Raw genomic sequence first — 18,038 nt, forward strand, 5'->3', positions numbered from 1 at the left:
ATTTTTTTATTATTAGGGAAGAATACGCTCCTTGAGATTCAAACTAATTCGTTAGAACCAATCTGCCAGTTCAAATGTATAGGTTTGATCATTATAATAGTACTGATACTCTCCTACATCGCCCAAAGCCTGAAAAATAGCATTATTTTCAGTAGAGGCCAATGTAATCATTTGTTGCATTGCTTCTGCTGTTCCGAATTGCAAGACTACTTTATCCGTACCTTGTAGTCGCTGATCAGTGATGGACTGTAAAACTGCAGCTTCATCAAAGCTTGTGAAATAGACTCCCTTTTGAACATAGTAATTCAATGAATTATCTGTGCACTTTGGATAGGTCAATGCTCTAGGTTCGTAATATTGTTCTTCTCCCCAGTAGTCGAGGAGGTCGGTATCAGCAATTCTACTTCTCTCTAAGATTTCATCAGGGACACATAGATAATCGTATGAAATATCTGTATGTGCTTCTCCACTTATAGCTTGATCAAAAACTGGGTCTCCCCAAGTCGTATCAACACCATAGTATTGTCCATTTATCTTGACTAGATTCCAAGCATGCCCAAACTCACTGTTTTGCCCATTTTTTGCAAGCCCTGTGACATAGATACAATCAATGCCTGCTTTTTTACATAAATATTGGAAGGTACGACTATAGCCAGCACAAACTGATTTCTTATCTAAGAGTACACTGGTAATTCCTTGGCTTCTCCACGTGACAGAGTTGGTCTGTAGGGCTTCAAGGTCGTAATCCGTTTGCTTTATAATCACCTCGTAAAAATATTTAACCTTCTCATAGTCCGACCCTGTTGGTGCCTGAGCAAGTATCTTATTCACTTCCTCTTCTATTTTATTTCGTGTCGGAGATAAATCAGTCGGATACGCTGGCTCTTCTAAATCCAATATATCCACTCCGCCAGTCATTGCCGCTTCATCTGTTAGCCAGTAAAATTCTGGATAATCATGAGCGACAGAAAAATAGACGCGCGAATATATTTCATCATTAACAGAATCAATATCAATCACTTGCATCCGCTTGCTGAGTCCATTAACAAATTGGAGATAGACACGACGTTCCTTATCAGTATCCAATTGTTGGTAGTAGAAATTTCCTTGAACCTCTTCTTTTAATGCTGTTAATTCTGCTTCTAGTTGCTTTTTTTCTTTAGAAAATTCAATTTTAGCTGCTTCCAAACGTTCACTCAGCTCTTGTCCTCCTCCTGAACAAGCAGAAAGGACTGTCGCCGACAATAATATGGTTAAAACGCCACGAGAAACTTTCCTCATATTTACCTCCATTCTTGTTTAAGTATAACATAATTAGGAGGCTTCTGACGAACTACACAAAAAAATTAGACTAGAATTTTCCTAGCCTAATAATATTGTTTTATTTAGGTAATCCTACCTCAAAAATAGTTCCTTTCGGTTGGTTATCTCTAACAGAGATTTTCCCACCTAGTGTCTTAATAATTTGCTGAGCCAACGATAATCCTAGACCGAAACCACCTTTTTGACGTGTTCTGGCCTTATCAACTCGATAAAAGCGATCAAAGATTTTCTTCTTATCGGCATCGCTGATTCCCAAACCATTGTCGGCAACTGTGAAGTAGACAGATTTATCCTTGATATTAGCTGTAATTTGAATTCTGCCATCATCGTCGGTATACTTCATGGCATTGTCAAATAAAATGGTGAGCAACTGTTTAATCAGGACCTTGTCTGTTCGAATCGGCTGATGAATCAAATTATTAACTGTTAGTGTTTTTCCATTTTCTTCGGCAATCATAAGGTAATTAGCAAAGATTTCATCAAAATAATTCGGTTGGACATCGATCATATCGACTTTTAAGCCATCATCACGACGAGCCAAATTGAGCAGGTTTGTTGTCAATAATCGCATATTTCGAACTTCTTCCAAACTAGATCCGATGCTTTCACTACTCTCTAAAATCGTCGCTTCGGGATGGCGAAACAGGCTCTCCAAACGATTTTGGAGAACAGCCAGCGGCGTACGCAACTCATGACTAGCATTTTCGACAAAGTCCTTTTGTTTTTGATAGCTGATTAGAATTGGACGCATGCTAAGATTCGATAGGTAAATACTGGCCAAGATAGAAATGAGCCAAGCTGATACCATAACAATAGCAACTGTCGATTCATAGGTCTCAATGGAGGATTTTATCTGGCTGACATTCACTAAAATTGTCGCATATTTTATATCATAGGACGAATAATAACCTAGTTCATCTGTAGCCAGCTCAATCGTCACATAGCGATAATCTTCAGACATACCGAAGCTTGATTCAACTGTTGCTTCCTTAATTTCGCCCAATTTTTCCTTATCTAACAGTAGGTCGGCCAAACCAGTAAAAGTATCCGGATTGACCATTTCTCCACTTTTACTATAGAGTAAAACATGAGTATTGACACCTAATCTCAGCTGATCTCCATCTCTAGTATTTTTTTGTTCTTTAGGAACAGGCATGCTATCTGAGCTAGAGCTCGTCGTTTCTTCACTAGTTGGGCTATCTTGAAGTATAAAGACAGAGTTGGGCTCATAGGTTCTTGCGATCGCAAAACCAACAGCCATCGCTGGTTCTTCCTTAATCCGTTTCAAGGTATTATCTGAATTTTGATACATAGTTGAACGCATTAATTGAAAAATGATAGCTGTCATCAAGCCAAAAATCAGGGTAAATACTGCAAAATAACGGATAAAGAAGGAAAATTTATCCGTATACACTAATTTTCTGATTCGCTTAGGCATTTTTTAGAATGTACCCGACACTACGCAGGGTTTGAAGATTTTCCCCGAAGGTCGTTCCTTTCAACTTTTTCCTAATTTTAGAAACATATACTTCTACTACTGAAATAGTAGTGTCACTGTCAAATCCCCAAATACGGTCAAAAATTTGAGTTTTTGGCAAGATAACATTTTGATTTTGCAAGAAGTAGACTAGTAGATCGAATTCTTTTCCTAGCAATTCAACTTCTTCGCCATTTACAGTTGTAGAGTTTGTCGATAAGTCAACGGTCACGTCCCCATAAGTTAGTGTGTTTTCATTAAACTTACCCGCTCGTTTTAATAGAGCTTGAATTCGCATCTTCAATTCTTCTAAATAAAACGGTTTTGTCAAGTAGTCATCAGCTCCCAATTCAAAACCATGGCCTTTATCCTCTAGACTTTCCTTGGCTGTTGTAATCAGAACAGGTGTCGTAACACCTTTTTCACGTAACTCTTTCAAAACTTGGAAGCCATCTTTTTCAGGCAACATCAAATCCAAAAGAATCAAATCATAAACGCCTGTTTCCGCCTCATAAACGCCCTCTTCACCATCAAAAACCTGCATAACATCCGCAAAATCATCTAAGAAATCAAAAACAGAATTTGATAGGCTTAAATCATCTTCCACTAACAATATTTTAATCATCATATACTCCTTACGTTTCGGTTTAATAAACAAACCAAAGACCTGGACACAGGGCATGGTCTTTAATAGAAATGGTTAGATAAAGTCCCACGTGACCATCTAAAAATGAATGATCGGGTAGGCTTTATCTGACTATTTATTGATACGTGTTCATTATATCATGGAACAAGTAGAAACCAAAATCTCAATGTTTATTGATTAGAAGAACTACTATCTCCTGAAATTTGAGCTTTAATTTCTTGATTCCTCTTTTTTAAAGCATTCACTTCATCAGAAGAAGTACTCGAGTTTGACTGGGTTGCTCCACTTGTCGCATCAGGAGGAGTTGTACCTTGTCCAGATGGCATGCCTTGTGTAGGACCTCCTTGACCTGGTGGCATGCCTTGGCTAGCTCCACCTTGGCCTGGTGGCATACCTTGGGTATTCGCAGATGCGGCTACCTGTCCATTCGTTGCTGCAGAATTATTTTGCACCAAACTTGCCTGATTTTGTGTTGAAACTCCTGTTGAGCTTTTCGAAATGCTCATTCCCCCTGCAAAACCCAAGGTAGCAGCTGAAATAGCAACAGCAGCTAGTACTGTTTTTGACTGTGACTTAAATTGATTAATAAATGACATGAAATTCCTCTTTTCAATAGAATATTATCAGAATGAGGCCCACTAAATAACTCCTCTTTACCTGATGATAATAGTATAGTATTAAAAACTTAAACTAAGCTAAAGAAGTCCAGCATTTTTATAAAAGTTTATTGCATAAAAAAGAAGCCCTCTCGGACTTCTGAATTACAACTCTGTAATATCACCTGTGCGTAGATAAACAACCCACTCACAAATATTTTTAGCATAATCACCGACACGTTCCAAGTAGGTTAAAACTTGGTAATAGTCGCGACCAGCAACCAAGGATTCTGGATTCTTCTTGATTTCTTCCGTTGTCAATTCTTGGATACTTGAATAAAACTCATTAACAACCTCATCACGAGCAGCTACTTCATATGCGACTTCCATATCCGCATCACCAAGATAAAGCTCCAAAGTTTCTTCAACAAGTTTTCGAACTTCGCGCCCCATCTTCTTCACTTCATCTTCAACTACTGGAATACGGACTTCGCCTTTCATACGAATAGCAGCTTTTGCGATCGAAACTGCGTGGTCTCCCATACGTTCTAAGTCACTTGTTGCTTTCAAGACAGTGATTACTCGACGTAAATCTGTAGAAACTGGTTGTTGCAAAGCAATAATCTCTAAAGATTTCTTTTCGAGTTTAATTTCAAAATCATTGATTTTTTTATCGGCTTCGATCACTTCTTTAGCCAATTCACGATCATGAGTTGTAAAGGCACGAACAGCATTATTAATTTGAGCCAAAACTTCATTTCCCATCGCGTAAAATTGATTGTGAAGTTTTCCTAATTCTTCTTCAAACTGCGCTCTTAACATATAAACCTCTTTTCTTTTTAACAGGCCTAACCAAACTTACCTGTAATATAATCGTCTGTCTCTTTGTTTGCAGGGTTCATGAACATTTCTTTTGTCAAATTGTATTCTATCAAATCGCCATCAAGGAAGAAACCTGTTCGATCTGAAATACGTGATGCCTGTTGCATAGAACGTGTTACTAGCACCATTGTATACTTATCTTTCAGACCATAAAGTGTGTCCTCAATTTTACCAGCCGAGATTGGGTCAAGGGCTGAAGTTGGCTCATCCAACAAAATAATTTTTGGGCTTGTCGCCAATACGCGGGCCACACATACACGTTGCTGCTGACCACCTGAAAGTCCAACTGCCGAGTCATGCAAGCGATCTTTCACTTCATTCCAAATAGAAGCACCAATCAAGGAACGCTCAACTGCTTCGTCCAAGACCTGCTTGTCCTTGATACCGTTAATACGTAAACCATAAACGACATTCTCGTAGATAGACATAGGGAATGGGTTTGGTTGTTGGAAGACCATACCGATTTCCTTACGAAGATCAACAGTATCCGTACGAGGACTGTATATGTTTTTTCCGTTGTAATCAATCGCACCTGTCAATGTTACCTCTGGATTTAAATCTCCCATACGGTTAATAGAACGCAAGAGGGTTGACTTACCAGAACCAGATGGTCCAATCAAAGCAGTAATTTCATTTGGATAGAAATCGATTGACACATTATTCAAGGCTTTTTTCTTGTTATAGTAAACAGACAAATCTTTTACTTGTAAAATAGGTGATGTCATTTGTTCCCTTTCTATCCAAAATGTCCTGAAACGTAGTCACTAGTTGACTTGAGTTTTGCATTCTGGAAGACGTTTGCTGTCTTATCATATTCAATCAAGTCACCCAGATAGAAGAAAGCTGTGTAATCACTTGCACGAGCTGCTTGTTGCATATTGTGCGTAACAATGATAATGGTGTAGTCCTTCTTCAATTCAAACATAGTTTCTTCTAACTGCATAGTCGCAATCGGGTCCAAGGCTGATGCAGGCTCATCCATAAGCAAGATTTGTGGTTTTACAGAGATAGCTCGTGCAATACACAAACGCTGTTGCTGTCCACCTGATAAGGTAAAGGCTGACTTGTGCAAGTCATCTTTTACCTGATCCCAAAGGGCTGCTTGTTTCAGAGAAGTTTCAACAATCTCATCCAAAACCTGCTTATCTTTCACGCCTGCACGTTCATGTGCAAATGTGATGTTACGATAAATAGATTTTGCAAATGGGTTGGGACGTTGGAATACCATTCCGATATGCTTACGAATTTCGTAAACGTTCATATCTGGTCTGTTAATATCGATTCCTTCATAAAGAATTTGACCGGTTACCTTAGCAATATCAATAGTATCATTCATACGATTAAGACTGCGAAGATAGGTTGATTTCCCACACCCTGATGGTCCAATCAAGGCTGTAATTTTATTTTTTTCGAACTGCATATCAATGCCCTTGATCGCTTCATTTTTACCATAGTAAACATGAACATCTTTTGTCGAAAGGGCGATATTCTCCTCTGGAAAAGTAATGATATGGCGTTCATTCCAGTTGTAATCTGCCATTTTTTCTCCTTATAAGTCAGACTTCTAGGCTGCTGAAGTCATTTTCGCATGAAGTTTCTTACCGATATATCGTGCAGAAAGGTTGAAAATCAAGATGAAAACCAAGAGAATAGCTGCTGAACCAGCAGAAACTTGGGTTGCATCTGGGATTGTCCCTTCGCTGTTTACCTTCCAGATATGAACCGCAAGGGTTTCTGATTGACGGAAGATAGAAATCGGACTAGTAACACTCAATGGATTCCAGTTTGACCAGTCAAGAGCTGGAGCTGACTGACCTGCTGTATAGATAAGGGCAGCCGCTTCACCAAAGATACGACCAGATGCCAAGACGATACCTGTGACAATCCCTGGAAGTGCTTCTGGAATAACAACATGAAGAACAGTTTCCCAACGTGATAGACCAAGAGCCAAGCCTGCCTCACGTTGCGTATGGTGAACGTGACGAAGGCTGTCCTCTACGTTACGCGTCATCTGTGGTAAGTTGAAGACTGTAAGAGCCAAGGCACCTGATAAGATAGAAAAACCGTACTCAAACTGAACAACGAAAATCAAGTAACCAAACAAACCAACTACAACGGACGGTAGGGATGACAAAATCTCAATACAGGTACGGATAAAGTTAGTCAATGGACCTTTTTTAGCATATTCAGCCAAATAAATACCTGCACCGGTTGACAAGGGAACAGAAATTAAGAGCGTTACAACCAATAGGAAGAATGAGTTGTAGAGCTGAATTCCAATACCACCACCTGCTTTGTAAGATGAAGATTTACTTGTCAAAAAGTCCCAGCTTACATGTGGCAGACCACGTAGCAAGATGTAAAGAATCAGTGATGTCAAGATAACGACAATCACACCAGCGATTGAGTAAAGAATACCAGTCGCCAATTTATCAAATTTTTTAGCGTGCATAGTTTTTCTTACCCTCTCTCGTAATAAATTTCATAATCATGTTAAAGATAAGGCTCATCAAGAGCAAGACTAGGGCCAAGGACCATAGGACGTTGTTCTGAACAGTTCCCATAACCGTATTACCGATACCCATTGTCAAAACAGAAGTCAAAGTCGCTGCTGGCGTTGTCAAGGAAGTCGGGATAACCGCAGAGTTCCCCACTACCATCTGAATCGCCAAGGCTTCACCAAAGGCACGCGCCATACCAAAGATAACGGCCGTAAAAATACCTGGCTTAGCTGCGTTCAAAATAACACGCCAAATCGTCTGCCAGCGAGTGGCTCCCATAGCCAAACTTGCTTCGCGGTAGTGACGAGGTACTGCACGCAAACTGTCAACCGTCATAAAGGTTACTGTTGGCAAAATCATAACGAAAAGTACAAATACACCCGACAAGATACCGAAACCTGTTCCACCGAAGATTGAACGTACAAATGGCACAACTACTTGCAAACCAATAAAACCATATACAACCGATGGAATACCAACCAACAGTTCGATAACAGGTTGTAAGATTTTTGCACCACGTTTTGGTGATATTTCTGTCATGAAGACCGCTGCACCGATTGCGATAGGTGTCGCAACAACAGCTGACAGAATCGTAACAATGAAAGAACCTGAAATCATTGGCAGGGCACCAAATATTTTCGAGCTTGGTTCCCACTTGCTTCCAAATAAGAAATCAGTGATGCTCACACCGTCAACAAAGAAAGTCGATAATCCACGCTGCGCAACGAAAATCAAAATCATTGCAACAATAAAGACAATCAATGATAGACAAAGGAATGTAATTACCTTACCAAACTTCTCTAATCGAGAATTTTTAGATGGAGACGATAACTCTTTTGCTAGTTGTTCGTTTTTCATGCTTACTCCTTCTCAGTCACCGTGCCATCAGCACTTTTCACAACTTTCATATCGTTGATAGAAATGTATCCCATACTTTCAACGATACCATTTTGAACTTCATCTGACATCATGTAATCTAAAAATTCTTCTGTCAAATCAGTCGCTTTTCCCATCGTATACATATGCTCATAGGACCAAATTGGCCAATCATTTGTTGCTACATTTTCAGCAGTTGGTTCAAAACCGTTTAGCTTAATTGTTTTAACGGAATCATCTATATAAGCAAATGATAGGTAGGAAATTGCACCTGGTGTCTGAGCAACAATAGATTTTACCATACCGTTAGAATCTTGTTCTTGACTCTGAGCTGCGGTTTGTCCATCCATGATAACACTATCAAAGGTCGCACGTGAACCTGAACTAGCTGCACGGTTAATGATTGAAATTTCCAAATCCTTACCACCCAGTTCTTTCCAGTTGGTAATCTCACCAGTAAAAATTTTACGCAGATCTTCTGTAGTAATATCTCTAACCGATACTTGCTCATTTACAATAACGGCCAAACCAGCTACTGCTACTTGATGGTCAACAAGTTTACTTGCATCAATACCATCTTTTTCCTCAGCAAATACGTCAGAGTTACCAATCTGAACAGCTCCAGACTGAACTTGTGACAAGCCAGTACCTGATCCTCCACCCTGAACATTGATGGATTTACCGATATTGACACTACCAAATTCATCTGCTGCTGCCTCAACAAGTGGTTGAAGCGCTGTCGAACCTACGGCTGTAATAGACTCTCCTCGATCGATCCAAGAAGAACAACCAGAAAGAGCCATACTACTCAAAAGAAACAAAGCTGCAATTCCAAGCTTCTGCTTTTTTTTCATTTCGTTTTTTCCTTTACATTTTTCAGTGGAATCTCCTAAAATTAACTCTGTATTTTACATAGAATTTACAAGATATTTCCACTCATCCACTATATCATATAAAAAGACAAGTTGCAAAAAAAATCTGCTGATTTATTTTAAAATCTCAGCCCTTTTGGAAAGCCATTTTTAAGCGTTCCAGATACAATTTTTGCGAAACCAAGACCGTTCCCCTGAACTGCTACCTGATACCAGCCATTAGCTAAATCCTTGGACACAGCTATTGTATGTCCAGCAGTGTAGGACGAGAATTCTTCTAAGCTGATTTCTACTCGATTTTTAACCTCCGAACTATGGAGTGCTAGACCTAAAGCAAAACTTGGTTCAAATCTTTTTTTCTTAAACGTCCCCAAGTGAAGACCATTTCGAGCAATCTTTACTTTTGACAAATCAGGAAGGCCCTGTGGCAGTAGATAGAGATTGTCGCCAAAAACCTGCAGTAAACCATCCAATTGAACCTTTAAATGCTTCTGTTCAAATTCTTTCCAGAGAGCTTGCTGTTCTCTATTCAAATTGGATTTTCCTGGTTTTAATTTTTTCTGACTGGCTTCCCCTAGAAATCTAAATTTGGCAACGAACTGACCTTCTCCTGCAAAATGGTGGGGATACATACGAGCAACTTCTGTATAGCCGATTCCTTCTACCATTCCATTGATTTTAGGAATGTCTATCAGTTCCAAATCATATTGTTCTAAGAGCCAAGTCACTACTTCTTCATTTTCCTCTGGTGACCAAGTGCAAGTAGAATAAATCAATTGACCATCTGGAGCCAACATGTTCAAGGCCGATTCTAAAATCTCTCTTTGTAAGCTTGCACATTGTGCTGGATAATGTTTGGACCAATATTGAATCGCATCGGGGTCTTTTCGAAACATCCCTTCACCTGAACAGGGAGCATCTAGGACAATCATATCGAAATATCCTGGAAAGACCTTTTCCAAGCGGTCTGCTGATTCATTTGTTACAACAACATTCCTCGCTCCGAAACGCTCAATATTTTCAGCCAAGATTTTTGCTCGTTTGTTGGAAATTTCATTACTAACCAAGAGCCCTGTATTTTCTAAGTATGAAAGCAAGTGAGTAGACTTTCCTCCTGGCGCTGCTGCCAAGTCCAACACTTTCATCCCTTTTTCCGGAGCTGCAATCTGACCGACAACCTGTGCAGCCGGCTCTTGTGAGTAGACTAAGCCAGTTACATGTTCTGGAGACTTTCCTGAGACCTTACCATAGTATGACCAAGTCATATTAGGGATTGGTTGCTCAAAGTCCAATTGGCTTTCTTTAAGAGGATTTGTGCGAAATCCTGAGATTGGATCTTGTTCAAAACTCTCAAAAAATGCTTGGGCTTCACTACCAAGCAAATGATTATATTTATCTATAAAATCCTGTGGCAATTGCATTAGAATATATACCCCTTCACTTCCTCAAGATGGGATTCTGATACTAGCATAACAAACTCTCGTTTATCATAGGCCAGACTCGGACCATCAAAACTTAACATGACTAAACCTAAAGAGGAGCCAATAATACTGGCTGCTGCGTAGTCCCATGGACACAGATAAGAAGCATAGGCAAATAATCTTCCTTCCAGAACGTGGGCGAAACCAATTCCAGCACTTCCTACAGATCTTGTACCTAAACTTTGATTTGCTAATTCTGCCACTCCATGTGCATTGGCTGCATACAACTGTGCATTGATCCCTATCAAACTCTGGCGAAGAGGGCGCAGCTCTGGTTTCTTTAAGCGTTCTTGATTGCAATAAACAGGAAACGAATCTCCTCCATGGAAAAGTTTGTCTCGCATGACATCATAAATGATACCAAACTTTCCTACTCCATTTTCAAAATAGGCAATCATAATGGCAAAATCAGTTTTCTGAGCAATAAAATTTGTGGTGCCATCAATTGGATCAATAACCCAAACATTTCCCTCATGAATAGAAGAAACATCTCCACCTTCCTCACCTAAAATCCTATCACCCTGATAGCGAGATTGAATCTGTTGAGTCAGCATTTCTTGCACTTGTTTATCAAGGTGCGTTACCAAGTCTGTAAAGTCACCCTTTTCTTCAATCTGAAGATCATCATGTAGATGCTGTCGGAGAAAATTTCCAGCCTCCAGGACAATCGTTTGGGCAAAGTGATACTTAGTTTCCAAAACGAATAACTCCTTTCCCCTTATCTCGAGCAGCCTTAACAACTCGATAGGTTGAATAACCCGAAACTGCTTCAAAGTCACGATCAATTTGACGTTCCTGTCCCTTACTTTTAACAACATCTTTGAAGCTTTTATAACTAGCTAATATAGCTACCGCATCTGCTCCTTTTTCATAAGCCGTCTCCACCTGATTCAAAAAAGAAAGCACGGAGGAAATCTCCTCTGTGCTCCACGAAAAATCAAGTGGATATGAATAATTTTTGTTCATATCTTTTATCCTATTTCTGCTCGTAATGTGGCATTTCTCAATTCTTGTTTGCGGTACTTGCGCGGAAGAAATGCACGAATTTCATCTTCGTTAAAACCAATCTGCATCCGCTTCTCGTCCAAAATAATCGGACGTCGTAAGAGACTTGGATAGGTTTCAATTAACCCAATAAGTTGCTTCACAGAAAGCTCATCAACATCAATATCTAGCTTCTGAAAAACTTTTGAACGGGTAGAAATCAAATCATCTGTCCCATTTTCTGTCAATGCTAAAATGTTCTTCAATTCCTCAGCAGTTAGAGGGCTAGTCATAATATTGTGCTCAATAAAAGGGACTTCGTGACTTGTCAGCCAAGCACGAGCTTTACGACAACTGGTACAACTCGGTGACAAAAATAAAGTAATCATGTCTTCCATCCCCTCTAAAAACATTTTTCTTCTTATATTATACTCTAACTTAAAAGAGTTTTCAATAGTAAATCTAATCTCTTCCCTGTAATTTTTCCAAAGATTCTATTTTTTTCTCTAAGCGTAGCAATATTTCGTTTTGTTCATCAATTTTTGCCATCAAGGTATCCAACTTCGTTTCACGCTCTGTTTCAGAGAAAAAACGAGTTATCGTGGAGGTAACCATACCAAAAGTACAAATACCAACCAACATCAGGAGGATGGCTATAATTTTAGAAATCGTATCTTGGGGGACAATATCTCCATACCCTACAGTTGTCATCGTTACAATGGACCACCAAAGTGCATCGAAGAATGATTTCCCTTCAATCACTGATAATAAGACACTTGCAACTAGCACCGCTGAGATATTTAACATCAACACTTTAGATAAACTGTTGGTATGCAAAAGCTTGTTGATTGTATCCCAGAATCGATTAGACAGGGCAAATATTCTCGTTACTTTGACCAATCTGAAGAGTCGTGCAAGTCTTCCCAAGCGAAGAAAACTGAAGAATGAATCAAATGGAATAATGGCAATTAATTCCAAGATATGCCCCTGTACATATTCAAGTATGTTATCCGCATAATAAAGCTGAGCAAAATAATCGCAGACAAAGATAAACCACAGGAGCCAATCCAGTACCCGATAGCCATTAGAATTGGCAATACTAGCATCCATTAATTCAAGTACGATAAGAAATACATAGACTACAGCTATGTAGGTCATAGCCTTCTCATAAAAAGGATGACGAATCAATCGTTTAAGCATATTTCCCCCATTGCAAGGCAAATTCCTCATCAGATTTCATCTGCTCCATCAAACCTTCAATCCCATCAAATTTGACCATATCTCGAATTTTTTCAAGCCAAAAAATAGTTATTTTTTCTCCGTAGATAAAGCGGTCAAACCCCAAAATATGAGCTTCTATCCGCATCTCAGTTCCATCAAAGGTCTCATTTTTCCCAACGCTTGTCATAGCTCGATAGCGTTTTCCATCTACTTCGACATCAGCGACGTAGACTCCCTCAGATGGTAAATGGACTCGGTCAAAAGGAGCCAGATTTGCAGTCGGATATCCAATAGTGCGCCCTCTGGCATCTCCATGAACAACAATTCCCTCCGTCATAAATGGATAACCTAAAAGTTGATTTGCTAGAGAGACATCCCCTGACTGGATAGCCTGACGAATGCGAGTTGAAGAAACTTTTTCTCCGTCCAGGCTCACTTCACTTACAATTTCTACCTGGCCATCAAATAGCTCTGTCAAATCTTTGACATCTGCTCTGCAATTTCCAAAATGATAGTCGAAACCTGCGACCAAAATCTGGGCATTGAGACCTTTGATATAGCGCTCCAAAAACTGCTGAGGAGTATTGTTAGCAAATTCACTAGTAAAATCAGTCAAAATAAGATTATCAACACCATATTTTTTCAATAAGAGGTAGCGTTGCTCTTGACTAGTCAAATGCAGTAAAAGTTCTGGGCTAAAGCGAGAAAAAGCCAACCGAGGTGACTCTGGAAAGGTCAGAACAGTTACTATCAAACCTTGCTCATCTGCTACTTTTCTTGCTCGATCAAGTAAAGCCTTGTGCCCAAGATGAATCCCATCAAAGTAGCCTAGTACTAAAACCGTCGGCTCCTCTTGATTCAATTCACTATAATCTTTAATTGTTCTAATGTTCATGTTTTCTATTTTATCACAGTTATTGAGAAATTTCTTAGACCAAAACCTTGCTCGGTTTATACAGCTGGTCGCGTTTTTCAAAAATAGCAATCAACTGACCATCATGAAAGCCTGCTAAGCGCTCTGCTTCTGCATTCAATTCTACAAATCGACCAAATGTAGCATCTTGCACCTGCTCTTCTTTCAATTCTACAACAGGTAAATCCCCGATACCACGTTCAATAGGTTGGAGAAATGAAAAATCATTTTCAGCTACCAGCGAAGAAATTTCTTCCAAAGTTAAGGCGTCCGCTAGGTCCATTCCTGCTGACCCAGTTCGTTCCAACTTAGACATGTGACTGGCGTAGCCTAACTTAGCCCCTAAGTCAACAGAAAGAGTACGGACGTAGGTGCCCTTTCCACAACGAACACGGAAGGTAAACCGAGCACAGTCATCTGCCAATTCAATAGGACTGGTACGTTCAAAACTATATATGTCAATTTGGCGTTGGGGACGTTCGACTTCTTCACCCGCCCGTGCGTATTCGTATAACTTGCGACCATTTACTTTAACGGCGGAATACATAGGCGGAATCTGGGTAATAGTACCGACAAAACTAGCCATAGCCTCATCAACTACCTGCTCTGCTATGTCCAAAACCGGTGTTCGCTCAACAAGGTCGCCAGATGCATCTTCTGTCGTGGTCGAGTAGCCAATGGTAATCTCCCCCTCGTAGATTTTCCCCTCGTCCTGCATAAACTCAATCATACGAGTAGCCTTTCCGACTGCAATTGGCAGAACCCCTGTCACATCTGGATCTAGCGTCCCACCGTGTCCAATCTTCTTCTCCTGCAGAATCTTTCGGAGTTTAAAAACTGCATCATGCGAGGTCATCCCCGCCTCTTTTTTTAAATTAATAATTCCTGAAATCATGTTTTCATTATAACACAAAGGACCGCTCTTGTGGGCGGTCCGGTTGGATTAAATTTCCCGATGAAAATCGCTGTCAATTTCAAAAAATGGTTGGATATTTTGGACGTATTCCAAGACGCCTTGAAACTCTCCCTGGTCATCACGCACGGCCTTATAGACCACATAGACAAACTTGCCCATACTCTCGGACTTGAACCACATGGTCACCTGGTCTTTTTGCCCTGTGCGGAGCAATTCAAAAATCTTCTTGACCTTGTCTAAGATTTTGGGCGGATGGCAGAGCTCCACATGACGTCCAATCTGGCTCGGAGTACGTTTGAAAATCATGTCTTCAACAGGGTGGCTGTCATTATAGTATTGGAAAATATCGTCCTTGTTGACAAAGGTGAGTTCCAACGGTAAATGGTTGAGAATAAGATTGGCCTGTTCGACAGACAAATAGCCATTACCAAAGCTCTGCGGACTGGTCCTGTCCTGAACAGATTCCGATTTTTCCTTGGGCGTGAAGGTAATGGTGAACTGGCCTTCTGGCGTATCGATAATCTGCTGGTTTGACCCAGCTGGCTGCGGAGCAAGACTGCCGGCTGCCTGCTCTGCTATTTCTCCAAAAGCCTCCCGATGAGGCACCCACTTGGCTGTCGGCTTGACAATGGCGTAACCGTAGGCGTCGCTGTCCTCTGCCACTTGAAGCCAATCATCCTGAGTGAATGTCTCCAGCAAAATCATGAGAAGTATGGCTTCCTCCTTGAAAATCATCTCCTCGAACTCCTTGGCGAAGTTTTCAAAGTAAGCACGTGTCGCAACTAGGTCACCTCCTTCAAGTGCCTTGCGAGCCGTCTTGAAGAGGTTGCGAATCTCGTCGTCCACGCCCCACATGACCTTAGGCGGTGCATCGTGACCGTAGCGTTCCATAATGGGAAAGAAGACCTTTTCCTTGCGCATGTAGTGGTTCTCAAACTGACCGAGGAGGCCAAACTGGCGTGTCAATCCTTGCTGGAGCTGGTCTTGCAGTTCCGCATCTTCTGTCTGCTCATACTGGTCAAGAATACGGCGGATGCGTAAAAGAACCGCCCGCAGTGCTAGGTTTTCCTGCTTAAAGACATAGACAGGGTGTCCTTCCTGGTCCATATCCGCCACTTCCACATCTGCAATGGCTCCTTTGAAAAGGTTGGCATGGATATTGCAGAGGCTCATGACGTCTTCAAAAGTGATGCCCGTGTCACTGGACATGAGCTCATGCTCCATTAAGGAGATTTCGAGGGCAGAAACACCCGTAAAATGCTGATTAAACTGGTCCTGAACAGACTCTGGACTGGCACCATTATGCAAATCCAGTAGAATGTTCTTCAAAATGTCAATCCGTTGGTCTGTCATGCTTCTCCTCCTATTACCTCGTAGCCGTTGCATTCCAAGACCTGCTGAATACGGTCTAACGGAATCTTGGTCATCTTGGAGCCTGTCTTCAGACTGGTCACCTTGCCAACTGTGTTCAGCATGGCTGGATTTGCCAAAGGCTTGAAACCAAGCTCCACCAGAATCTCCTTGACTTCTGGGTGCTGGTTGATAATCTCTGCAACAGGCAGATTTAGGTCGATGGTGTTCATTTTACTTTTCCTCTATAACTTTTTTGTAAAATACAAGGCCAATTCATCATCGTTATAGGCTTTGGCACCTACCGGCAAAGAGCGCCCTCGGTACCAGACACCGCTTCCGTCTGGTATAAAACCATGTTTTACATAGAGCCGTTGAGCCTTTCCATAATTTGCATTCAAACCAACTCCAATACCTACTATATCCGTGAATTCTGAGGCAAGCTGACAGATAGCATCTAATAGTTGCCAACCTATCCCCTGATTTTGAAAGTCTTCAAAAACATTGAAATCAGCAATTTCAGGTATTCCAGATTGGTAAAATGGTCCCTCCTTCACTTGCTTAATCAAGGTGATATAACCTTTACAAACTCCTGCTTCTTCGGCAACTAGGACGATACGTTCTCCCTTTTCTTGTTCCCTTAGATAGTTGGTTAAAATCTCTTTGCGGGAGGGCCAACCTTGCTTCTGGAAGGCCTCATCAAGTTGAAGTATATGCTCAAATTGTAGCGGAACAATCATCTCAATCCTCCCTCAACGCCTCAAACTTGGCTTTCATGGTTGGGTTATTGCGGGTTAGTTTTTTGACGGAGACATCGTCTAGTTTATTATTAGCTAGGCGAAGCTGGTTTTCGCTGGTGGTCAGGGCTGCCTTGACAGCTTCCATTCGCTTGATTGCCTTGTCGATTTCATCAATAGCCTTTTGGAAATTGTTGCTGGCCGATTGATAGTTTTTTGCAAAAGCATTCTTGAAAATTTCCAAATCTTCTTCAAAATGAGTAATATCGATATTCTGCTCCTTAACCAAGGCTAACTCCTGCTGATATTGCAGACTATTGAGCGCAGCATTTCGTAAAATTCCGATTAATTGGATAAAGAACTGTGGTCGGATAACATACATCTTCTCATATTCATGACTAACATCCACAATCCCTGTATTGTAATAGTCATTGTCCGCCTCTAGCATGCTGACTAATACAGCATATTCGCATTTTTTCTCCCGACGGTCCTTATCCAACTCCTTAAAGAAATCAGCGTTTTTATGCTTGGTCTTGGTCGTATCTGCCTCGTTTTTCATTTCGAACATGATGGAAATAAATTCCAAGCCCGACTCGTCAAAATCACGGAAGATGAAATCTCCTTTTGAACCGGACGCTGATACTTCGTTGTCCTTCGCAAATTTGGCACGTGGAAAAGCATAGGAGCGAACCTTGTTAAACTCCGCCTCAGCAAACTGCTCCAAGCTCTCACCAATTGCCTTGGTAGACTGCTGGGCCTTGAAATTTTTGTAAAATTCCACCTGCTCATCCGCCGCCTTGAGCCGTACTTCGTACTCCTGACGAGTGGTCGCCAGGGCTAACTCTTGCTTTTGTTCCTGCAAAACCAAAGCATTTTGTGCCGCATCCCGCTCTTTTTCCACCTGAGCTACCGCCTGCTGCAACTCCAAATCCTTGGCAAGACCGATTTGCCCCAACTGAGCCTTAAGCTCTTGGATTTCTTGGTCTTTTTGGGAAATAGCAGAGCTGATTTCCAGTTCCGTCTGACTAGCAAATTTATCAAGTTTTGCGGTCAGTTCCAGAATCTCCTTATCCTTATCACTCAATCTAGCCTGCAAATCATTTTCAGCCCTCTGCTGTAATAATTCCCGTTCCCGCTCCAAGCGGTCATGGATTTCCTTATCAAACTCCGCACCACGCACCTGGGCTAACAGCTGACTGTATTCTGTTTCATTGACCGTAAAAACGGTATCGCAATGGGGGCAAGTAATCTTGTGCATAGCCT

At 41.0% G+C, this 18,038-nt stretch carries 21 protein-coding genes; all 21 read right to left on the reverse strand.

The window, feature by feature from the left end; translation table 11 throughout:
- Window positions 1-51: 51 nt before the first annotated feature.
- Window positions 52-1,281: a transglutaminase domain-containing protein gene (locus ODU46_RS00365; RefSeq protein WP_253215086.1), complete on the reverse strand. Its 1,230-nt coding sequence runs from the start codon at window positions 1,279-1,281 to the stop codon at window positions 52-54.
- A gap of 100 nt (window positions 1,282-1,381) precedes the next feature.
- Complete coding sequence (locus ODU46_RS00370; RefSeq protein WP_136628201.1) at window positions 1,382-2,761, reverse strand: cell wall metabolism sensor histidine kinase WalK; 1,380 nt, start codon at window positions 2,759-2,761, stop codon at window positions 1,382-1,384.
- Window positions 2,754-3,425, reverse strand: a complete 672-nt coding sequence (locus tag ODU46_RS00375) for a response regulator transcription factor (protein WP_024385291.1) — start codon at window positions 3,423-3,425, stop codon at window positions 2,754-2,756. Before ODU46_RS00375 ends, ODU46_RS00370 begins: the two co-directional genes overlap by 8 nt.
- A 191-nt stretch (window positions 3,426-3,616) precedes the next feature.
- Complete coding sequence (locus ODU46_RS00380; RefSeq protein WP_398579049.1) at window positions 3,617-4,042, reverse strand: hypothetical protein; 426 nt, start codon at window positions 4,040-4,042, stop codon at window positions 3,617-3,619.
- Between the two features lie 165 nt (window positions 4,043-4,207).
- Window positions 4,208-4,864, reverse strand: a complete 657-nt coding sequence (gene phoU / locus ODU46_RS00385) for a phosphate signaling complex protein PhoU (protein WP_024413748.1) — start codon at window positions 4,862-4,864, stop codon at window positions 4,208-4,210.
- 26 nt (window positions 4,865-4,890) lie between these two features.
- On the reverse strand, window positions 4,891-5,649 hold the full coding sequence (gene pstB, locus ODU46_RS00390; protein ID WP_105178519.1) for a phosphate ABC transporter ATP-binding protein PstB: 759 nt from the start codon (window positions 5,647-5,649) through the stop codon (window positions 4,891-4,893).
- Between the two features lie 11 nt (window positions 5,650-5,660).
- The gene (pstB, locus tag ODU46_RS00395) at window positions 5,661-6,464 is read right to left on the reverse strand and encodes a phosphate ABC transporter ATP-binding protein PstB (RefSeq protein ID WP_002940866.1); all 804 of its coding nucleotides are present in this window, start codon (window positions 6,462-6,464) and stop codon (window positions 5,661-5,663) included.
- 24 nt (window positions 6,465-6,488) lie between these two features.
- Window positions 6,489-7,376, reverse strand: coding sequence for a phosphate ABC transporter permease PstA (pstA, locus tag ODU46_RS00400; RefSeq protein WP_014635996.1), 888 nt, complete (start codon window positions 7,374-7,376; stop codon window positions 6,489-6,491).
- The gene (pstC, locus tag ODU46_RS00405; RefSeq protein WP_002937619.1) at window positions 7,366-8,283 is read right to left on the reverse strand and encodes a phosphate ABC transporter permease subunit PstC; all 918 of its coding nucleotides are present in this window, start codon (window positions 8,281-8,283) and stop codon (window positions 7,366-7,368) included. Before pstC ends, pstA begins: the two co-directional genes overlap by 11 nt.
- A gap of 2 nt (window positions 8,284-8,285) precedes the next feature.
- Complete coding sequence (locus ODU46_RS00410) at window positions 8,286-9,155, reverse strand: phosphate ABC transporter substrate-binding protein PstS family protein (RefSeq protein ID WP_024406953.1); 870 nt, start codon at window positions 9,153-9,155, stop codon at window positions 8,286-8,288.
- A gap of 137 nt (window positions 9,156-9,292) precedes the next feature.
- Window positions 9,293-10,594, reverse strand: a complete 1,302-nt coding sequence (locus ODU46_RS00415; protein WP_105118899.1) for an RsmF rRNA methyltransferase first C-terminal domain-containing protein — start codon at window positions 10,592-10,594, stop codon at window positions 9,293-9,295.
- Window positions 10,594-11,352, reverse strand: coding sequence for an inositol monophosphatase family protein (locus tag ODU46_RS00420; protein ID WP_105242438.1), 759 nt, complete (start codon window positions 11,350-11,352; stop codon window positions 10,594-10,596). Before ODU46_RS00420 ends, ODU46_RS00415 begins: the two co-directional genes overlap by 1 nt.
- Entirely contained in the window at window positions 11,342-11,620 is a 279-nt protein-coding gene (locus ODU46_RS00425) for a UPF0223 family protein (protein WP_105242439.1), read from the reverse strand. The genes ODU46_RS00420 and ODU46_RS00425 overlap by 11 nt, the downstream gene beginning before the upstream one ends.
- 5 nt (window positions 11,621-11,625) lie before the next feature.
- Window positions 11,626-12,027, reverse strand: a complete 402-nt coding sequence (locus ODU46_RS00430) for a Spx/MgsR family RNA polymerase-binding regulatory protein (protein ID WP_024381367.1) — start codon at window positions 12,025-12,027, stop codon at window positions 11,626-11,628.
- 73 nt (window positions 12,028-12,100) lie between these two features.
- Window positions 12,101-12,838, reverse strand: a complete 738-nt coding sequence (locus ODU46_RS00435; protein WP_398579050.1) for a potassium channel family protein — start codon at window positions 12,836-12,838, stop codon at window positions 12,101-12,103.
- Complete coding sequence (locus ODU46_RS00440) at window positions 12,831-13,754, reverse strand: bifunctional riboflavin kinase/FAD synthetase (RefSeq protein WP_398579051.1); 924 nt, start codon at window positions 13,752-13,754, stop codon at window positions 12,831-12,833. The genes ODU46_RS00435 and ODU46_RS00440 overlap by 8 nt, the downstream gene beginning before the upstream one ends.
- A gap of 34 nt (window positions 13,755-13,788) precedes the next feature.
- On the reverse strand, window positions 13,789-14,664 hold the full coding sequence (truB, locus tag ODU46_RS00445) for a tRNA pseudouridine(55) synthase TruB (protein ID WP_161948754.1): 876 nt from the start codon (window positions 14,662-14,664) through the stop codon (window positions 13,789-13,791).
- Between the two features lie 51 nt (window positions 14,665-14,715).
- On the reverse strand, window positions 14,716-16,041 hold the full coding sequence (locus ODU46_RS00450; RefSeq protein WP_398579052.1) for a DUF438 domain-containing protein: 1,326 nt from the start codon (window positions 16,039-16,041) through the stop codon (window positions 14,716-14,718).
- Window positions 16,038-16,271, reverse strand: coding sequence for a DUF1858 domain-containing protein (locus tag ODU46_RS00455; RefSeq protein WP_029172144.1), 234 nt, complete (start codon window positions 16,269-16,271; stop codon window positions 16,038-16,040). The genes ODU46_RS00450 and ODU46_RS00455 overlap by 4 nt, the downstream gene beginning before the upstream one ends.
- Window positions 16,272-16,283: 12 nt before the next feature.
- Window positions 16,284-16,778, reverse strand: a complete 495-nt coding sequence (locus ODU46_RS00460; RefSeq protein ID WP_105179513.1) for a GNAT family N-acetyltransferase — start codon at window positions 16,776-16,778, stop codon at window positions 16,284-16,286.
- A gap of 1 nt (window position 16,779) precedes the next feature.
- The gene (locus ODU46_RS00465) at window positions 16,780-18,033 is read right to left on the reverse strand and encodes a DUF2130 domain-containing protein (protein WP_398579053.1); all 1,254 of its coding nucleotides are present in this window, start codon (window positions 18,031-18,033) and stop codon (window positions 16,780-16,782) included.
- Between the last annotated feature and the right edge of the window lie 5 nt (window positions 18,034-18,038).

The organism is Streptococcus sp. 2020WUSS089 (assembly GCF_044427405.1).
In the GTDB taxonomy this organism is placed as follows: Bacteria; Bacillota; Bacilli; order Lactobacillales; family Streptococcaceae; genus Streptococcus; species Streptococcus hashimotonensis.

Bases quoted from the DNA above. Each gene is read 5' to 3' on its own strand.
- ODU46_RS00430 (WP_024381367.1), bottom strand. From the start codon at position 12,027: ATGATTACTTTATTTTTGTCACCGAGTTGTACCAGTTGTCGTAAAGCT.
- ODU46_RS00415 (WP_105118899.1), bottom strand. From the start codon at position 10,594: ATGCAATTGCCACAGGATTTTATAGATAAATATAATCATTTGCTTGGT.
- ODU46_RS00365 (WP_253215086.1), bottom strand. From the start codon at position 1,281: ATGAGGAAAGTTTCTCGTGGCGTTTTAACCATATTATTGTCGGCGACA.
- ODU46_RS00425 (WP_105242439.1), bottom strand. From the start codon at position 11,620: ATGAACAAAAATTATTCATATCCACTTGATTTTTCGTGGAGCACAGAG.
- ODU46_RS00460 (WP_105179513.1), bottom strand. From the start codon at position 16,778: ATGATTGTTCCGCTACAATTTGAGCATATACTTCAACTTGATGAGGCC.
- ODU46_RS00440 (WP_398579051.1), bottom strand. From the start codon at position 13,754: ATGAACATTAGAACAATTAAAGATTATAGTGAATTGAATCAAGAGGAG.
- ODU46_RS00375 (WP_024385291.1), bottom strand. From the start codon at position 3,425: ATGATTAAAATATTGTTAGTGGAAGATGATTTAAGCCTATCAAATTCT.
- ODU46_RS00455 (WP_029172144.1), bottom strand. From the start codon at position 16,271: ATGAACACCATCGACCTAAATCTGCCTGTTGCAGAGATTATCAACCAG.
- pstB (WP_002940866.1), bottom strand. From the start codon at position 6,464: ATGGCAGATTACAACTGGAATGAACGCCATATCATTACTTTTCCAGAG.
- pstB (WP_105178519.1), bottom strand. From the start codon at position 5,649: ATGACATCACCTATTTTACAAGTAAAAGATTTGTCTGTTTACTATAAC.
- ODU46_RS00410 (WP_024406953.1), bottom strand. From the start codon at position 9,155: ATGAAAAAAAAGCAGAAGCTTGGAATTGCAGCTTTGTTTCTTTTGAGT.
- ODU46_RS00450 (WP_398579052.1), bottom strand. From the start codon at position 16,041: ATGACAGACCAACGGATTGACATTTTGAAGAACATTCTACTGGATTTG.
- ODU46_RS00380 (WP_398579049.1), bottom strand. From the start codon at position 4,042: ATGTCATTTATTAATCAATTTAAGTCACAGTCAAAAACAGTACTAGCT.
- ODU46_RS00370 (WP_136628201.1), bottom strand. From the start codon at position 2,761: ATGCCTAAGCGAATCAGAAAATTAGTGTATACGGATAAATTTTCCTTC.
- ODU46_RS00465 (WP_398579053.1), bottom strand. From the start codon at position 18,033: ATGCACAAGATTACTTGCCCCCATTGCGATACCGTTTTTACGGTCAAT.
- phoU (WP_024413748.1), bottom strand. From the start codon at position 4,864: ATGTTAAGAGCGCAGTTTGAAGAAGAATTAGGAAAACTTCACAATCAA.
- ODU46_RS00435 (WP_398579050.1), bottom strand. From the start codon at position 12,838: ATGCTTAAACGATTGATTCGTCATCCTTTTTATGAGAAGGCTATGACC.
- pstC (WP_002937619.1), bottom strand. From the start codon at position 8,283: ATGAAAAACGAACAACTAGCAAAAGAGTTATCGTCTCCATCTAAAAAT.
- pstA (WP_014635996.1), bottom strand. From the start codon at position 7,376: ATGCACGCTAAAAAATTTGATAAATTGGCGACTGGTATTCTTTACTCA.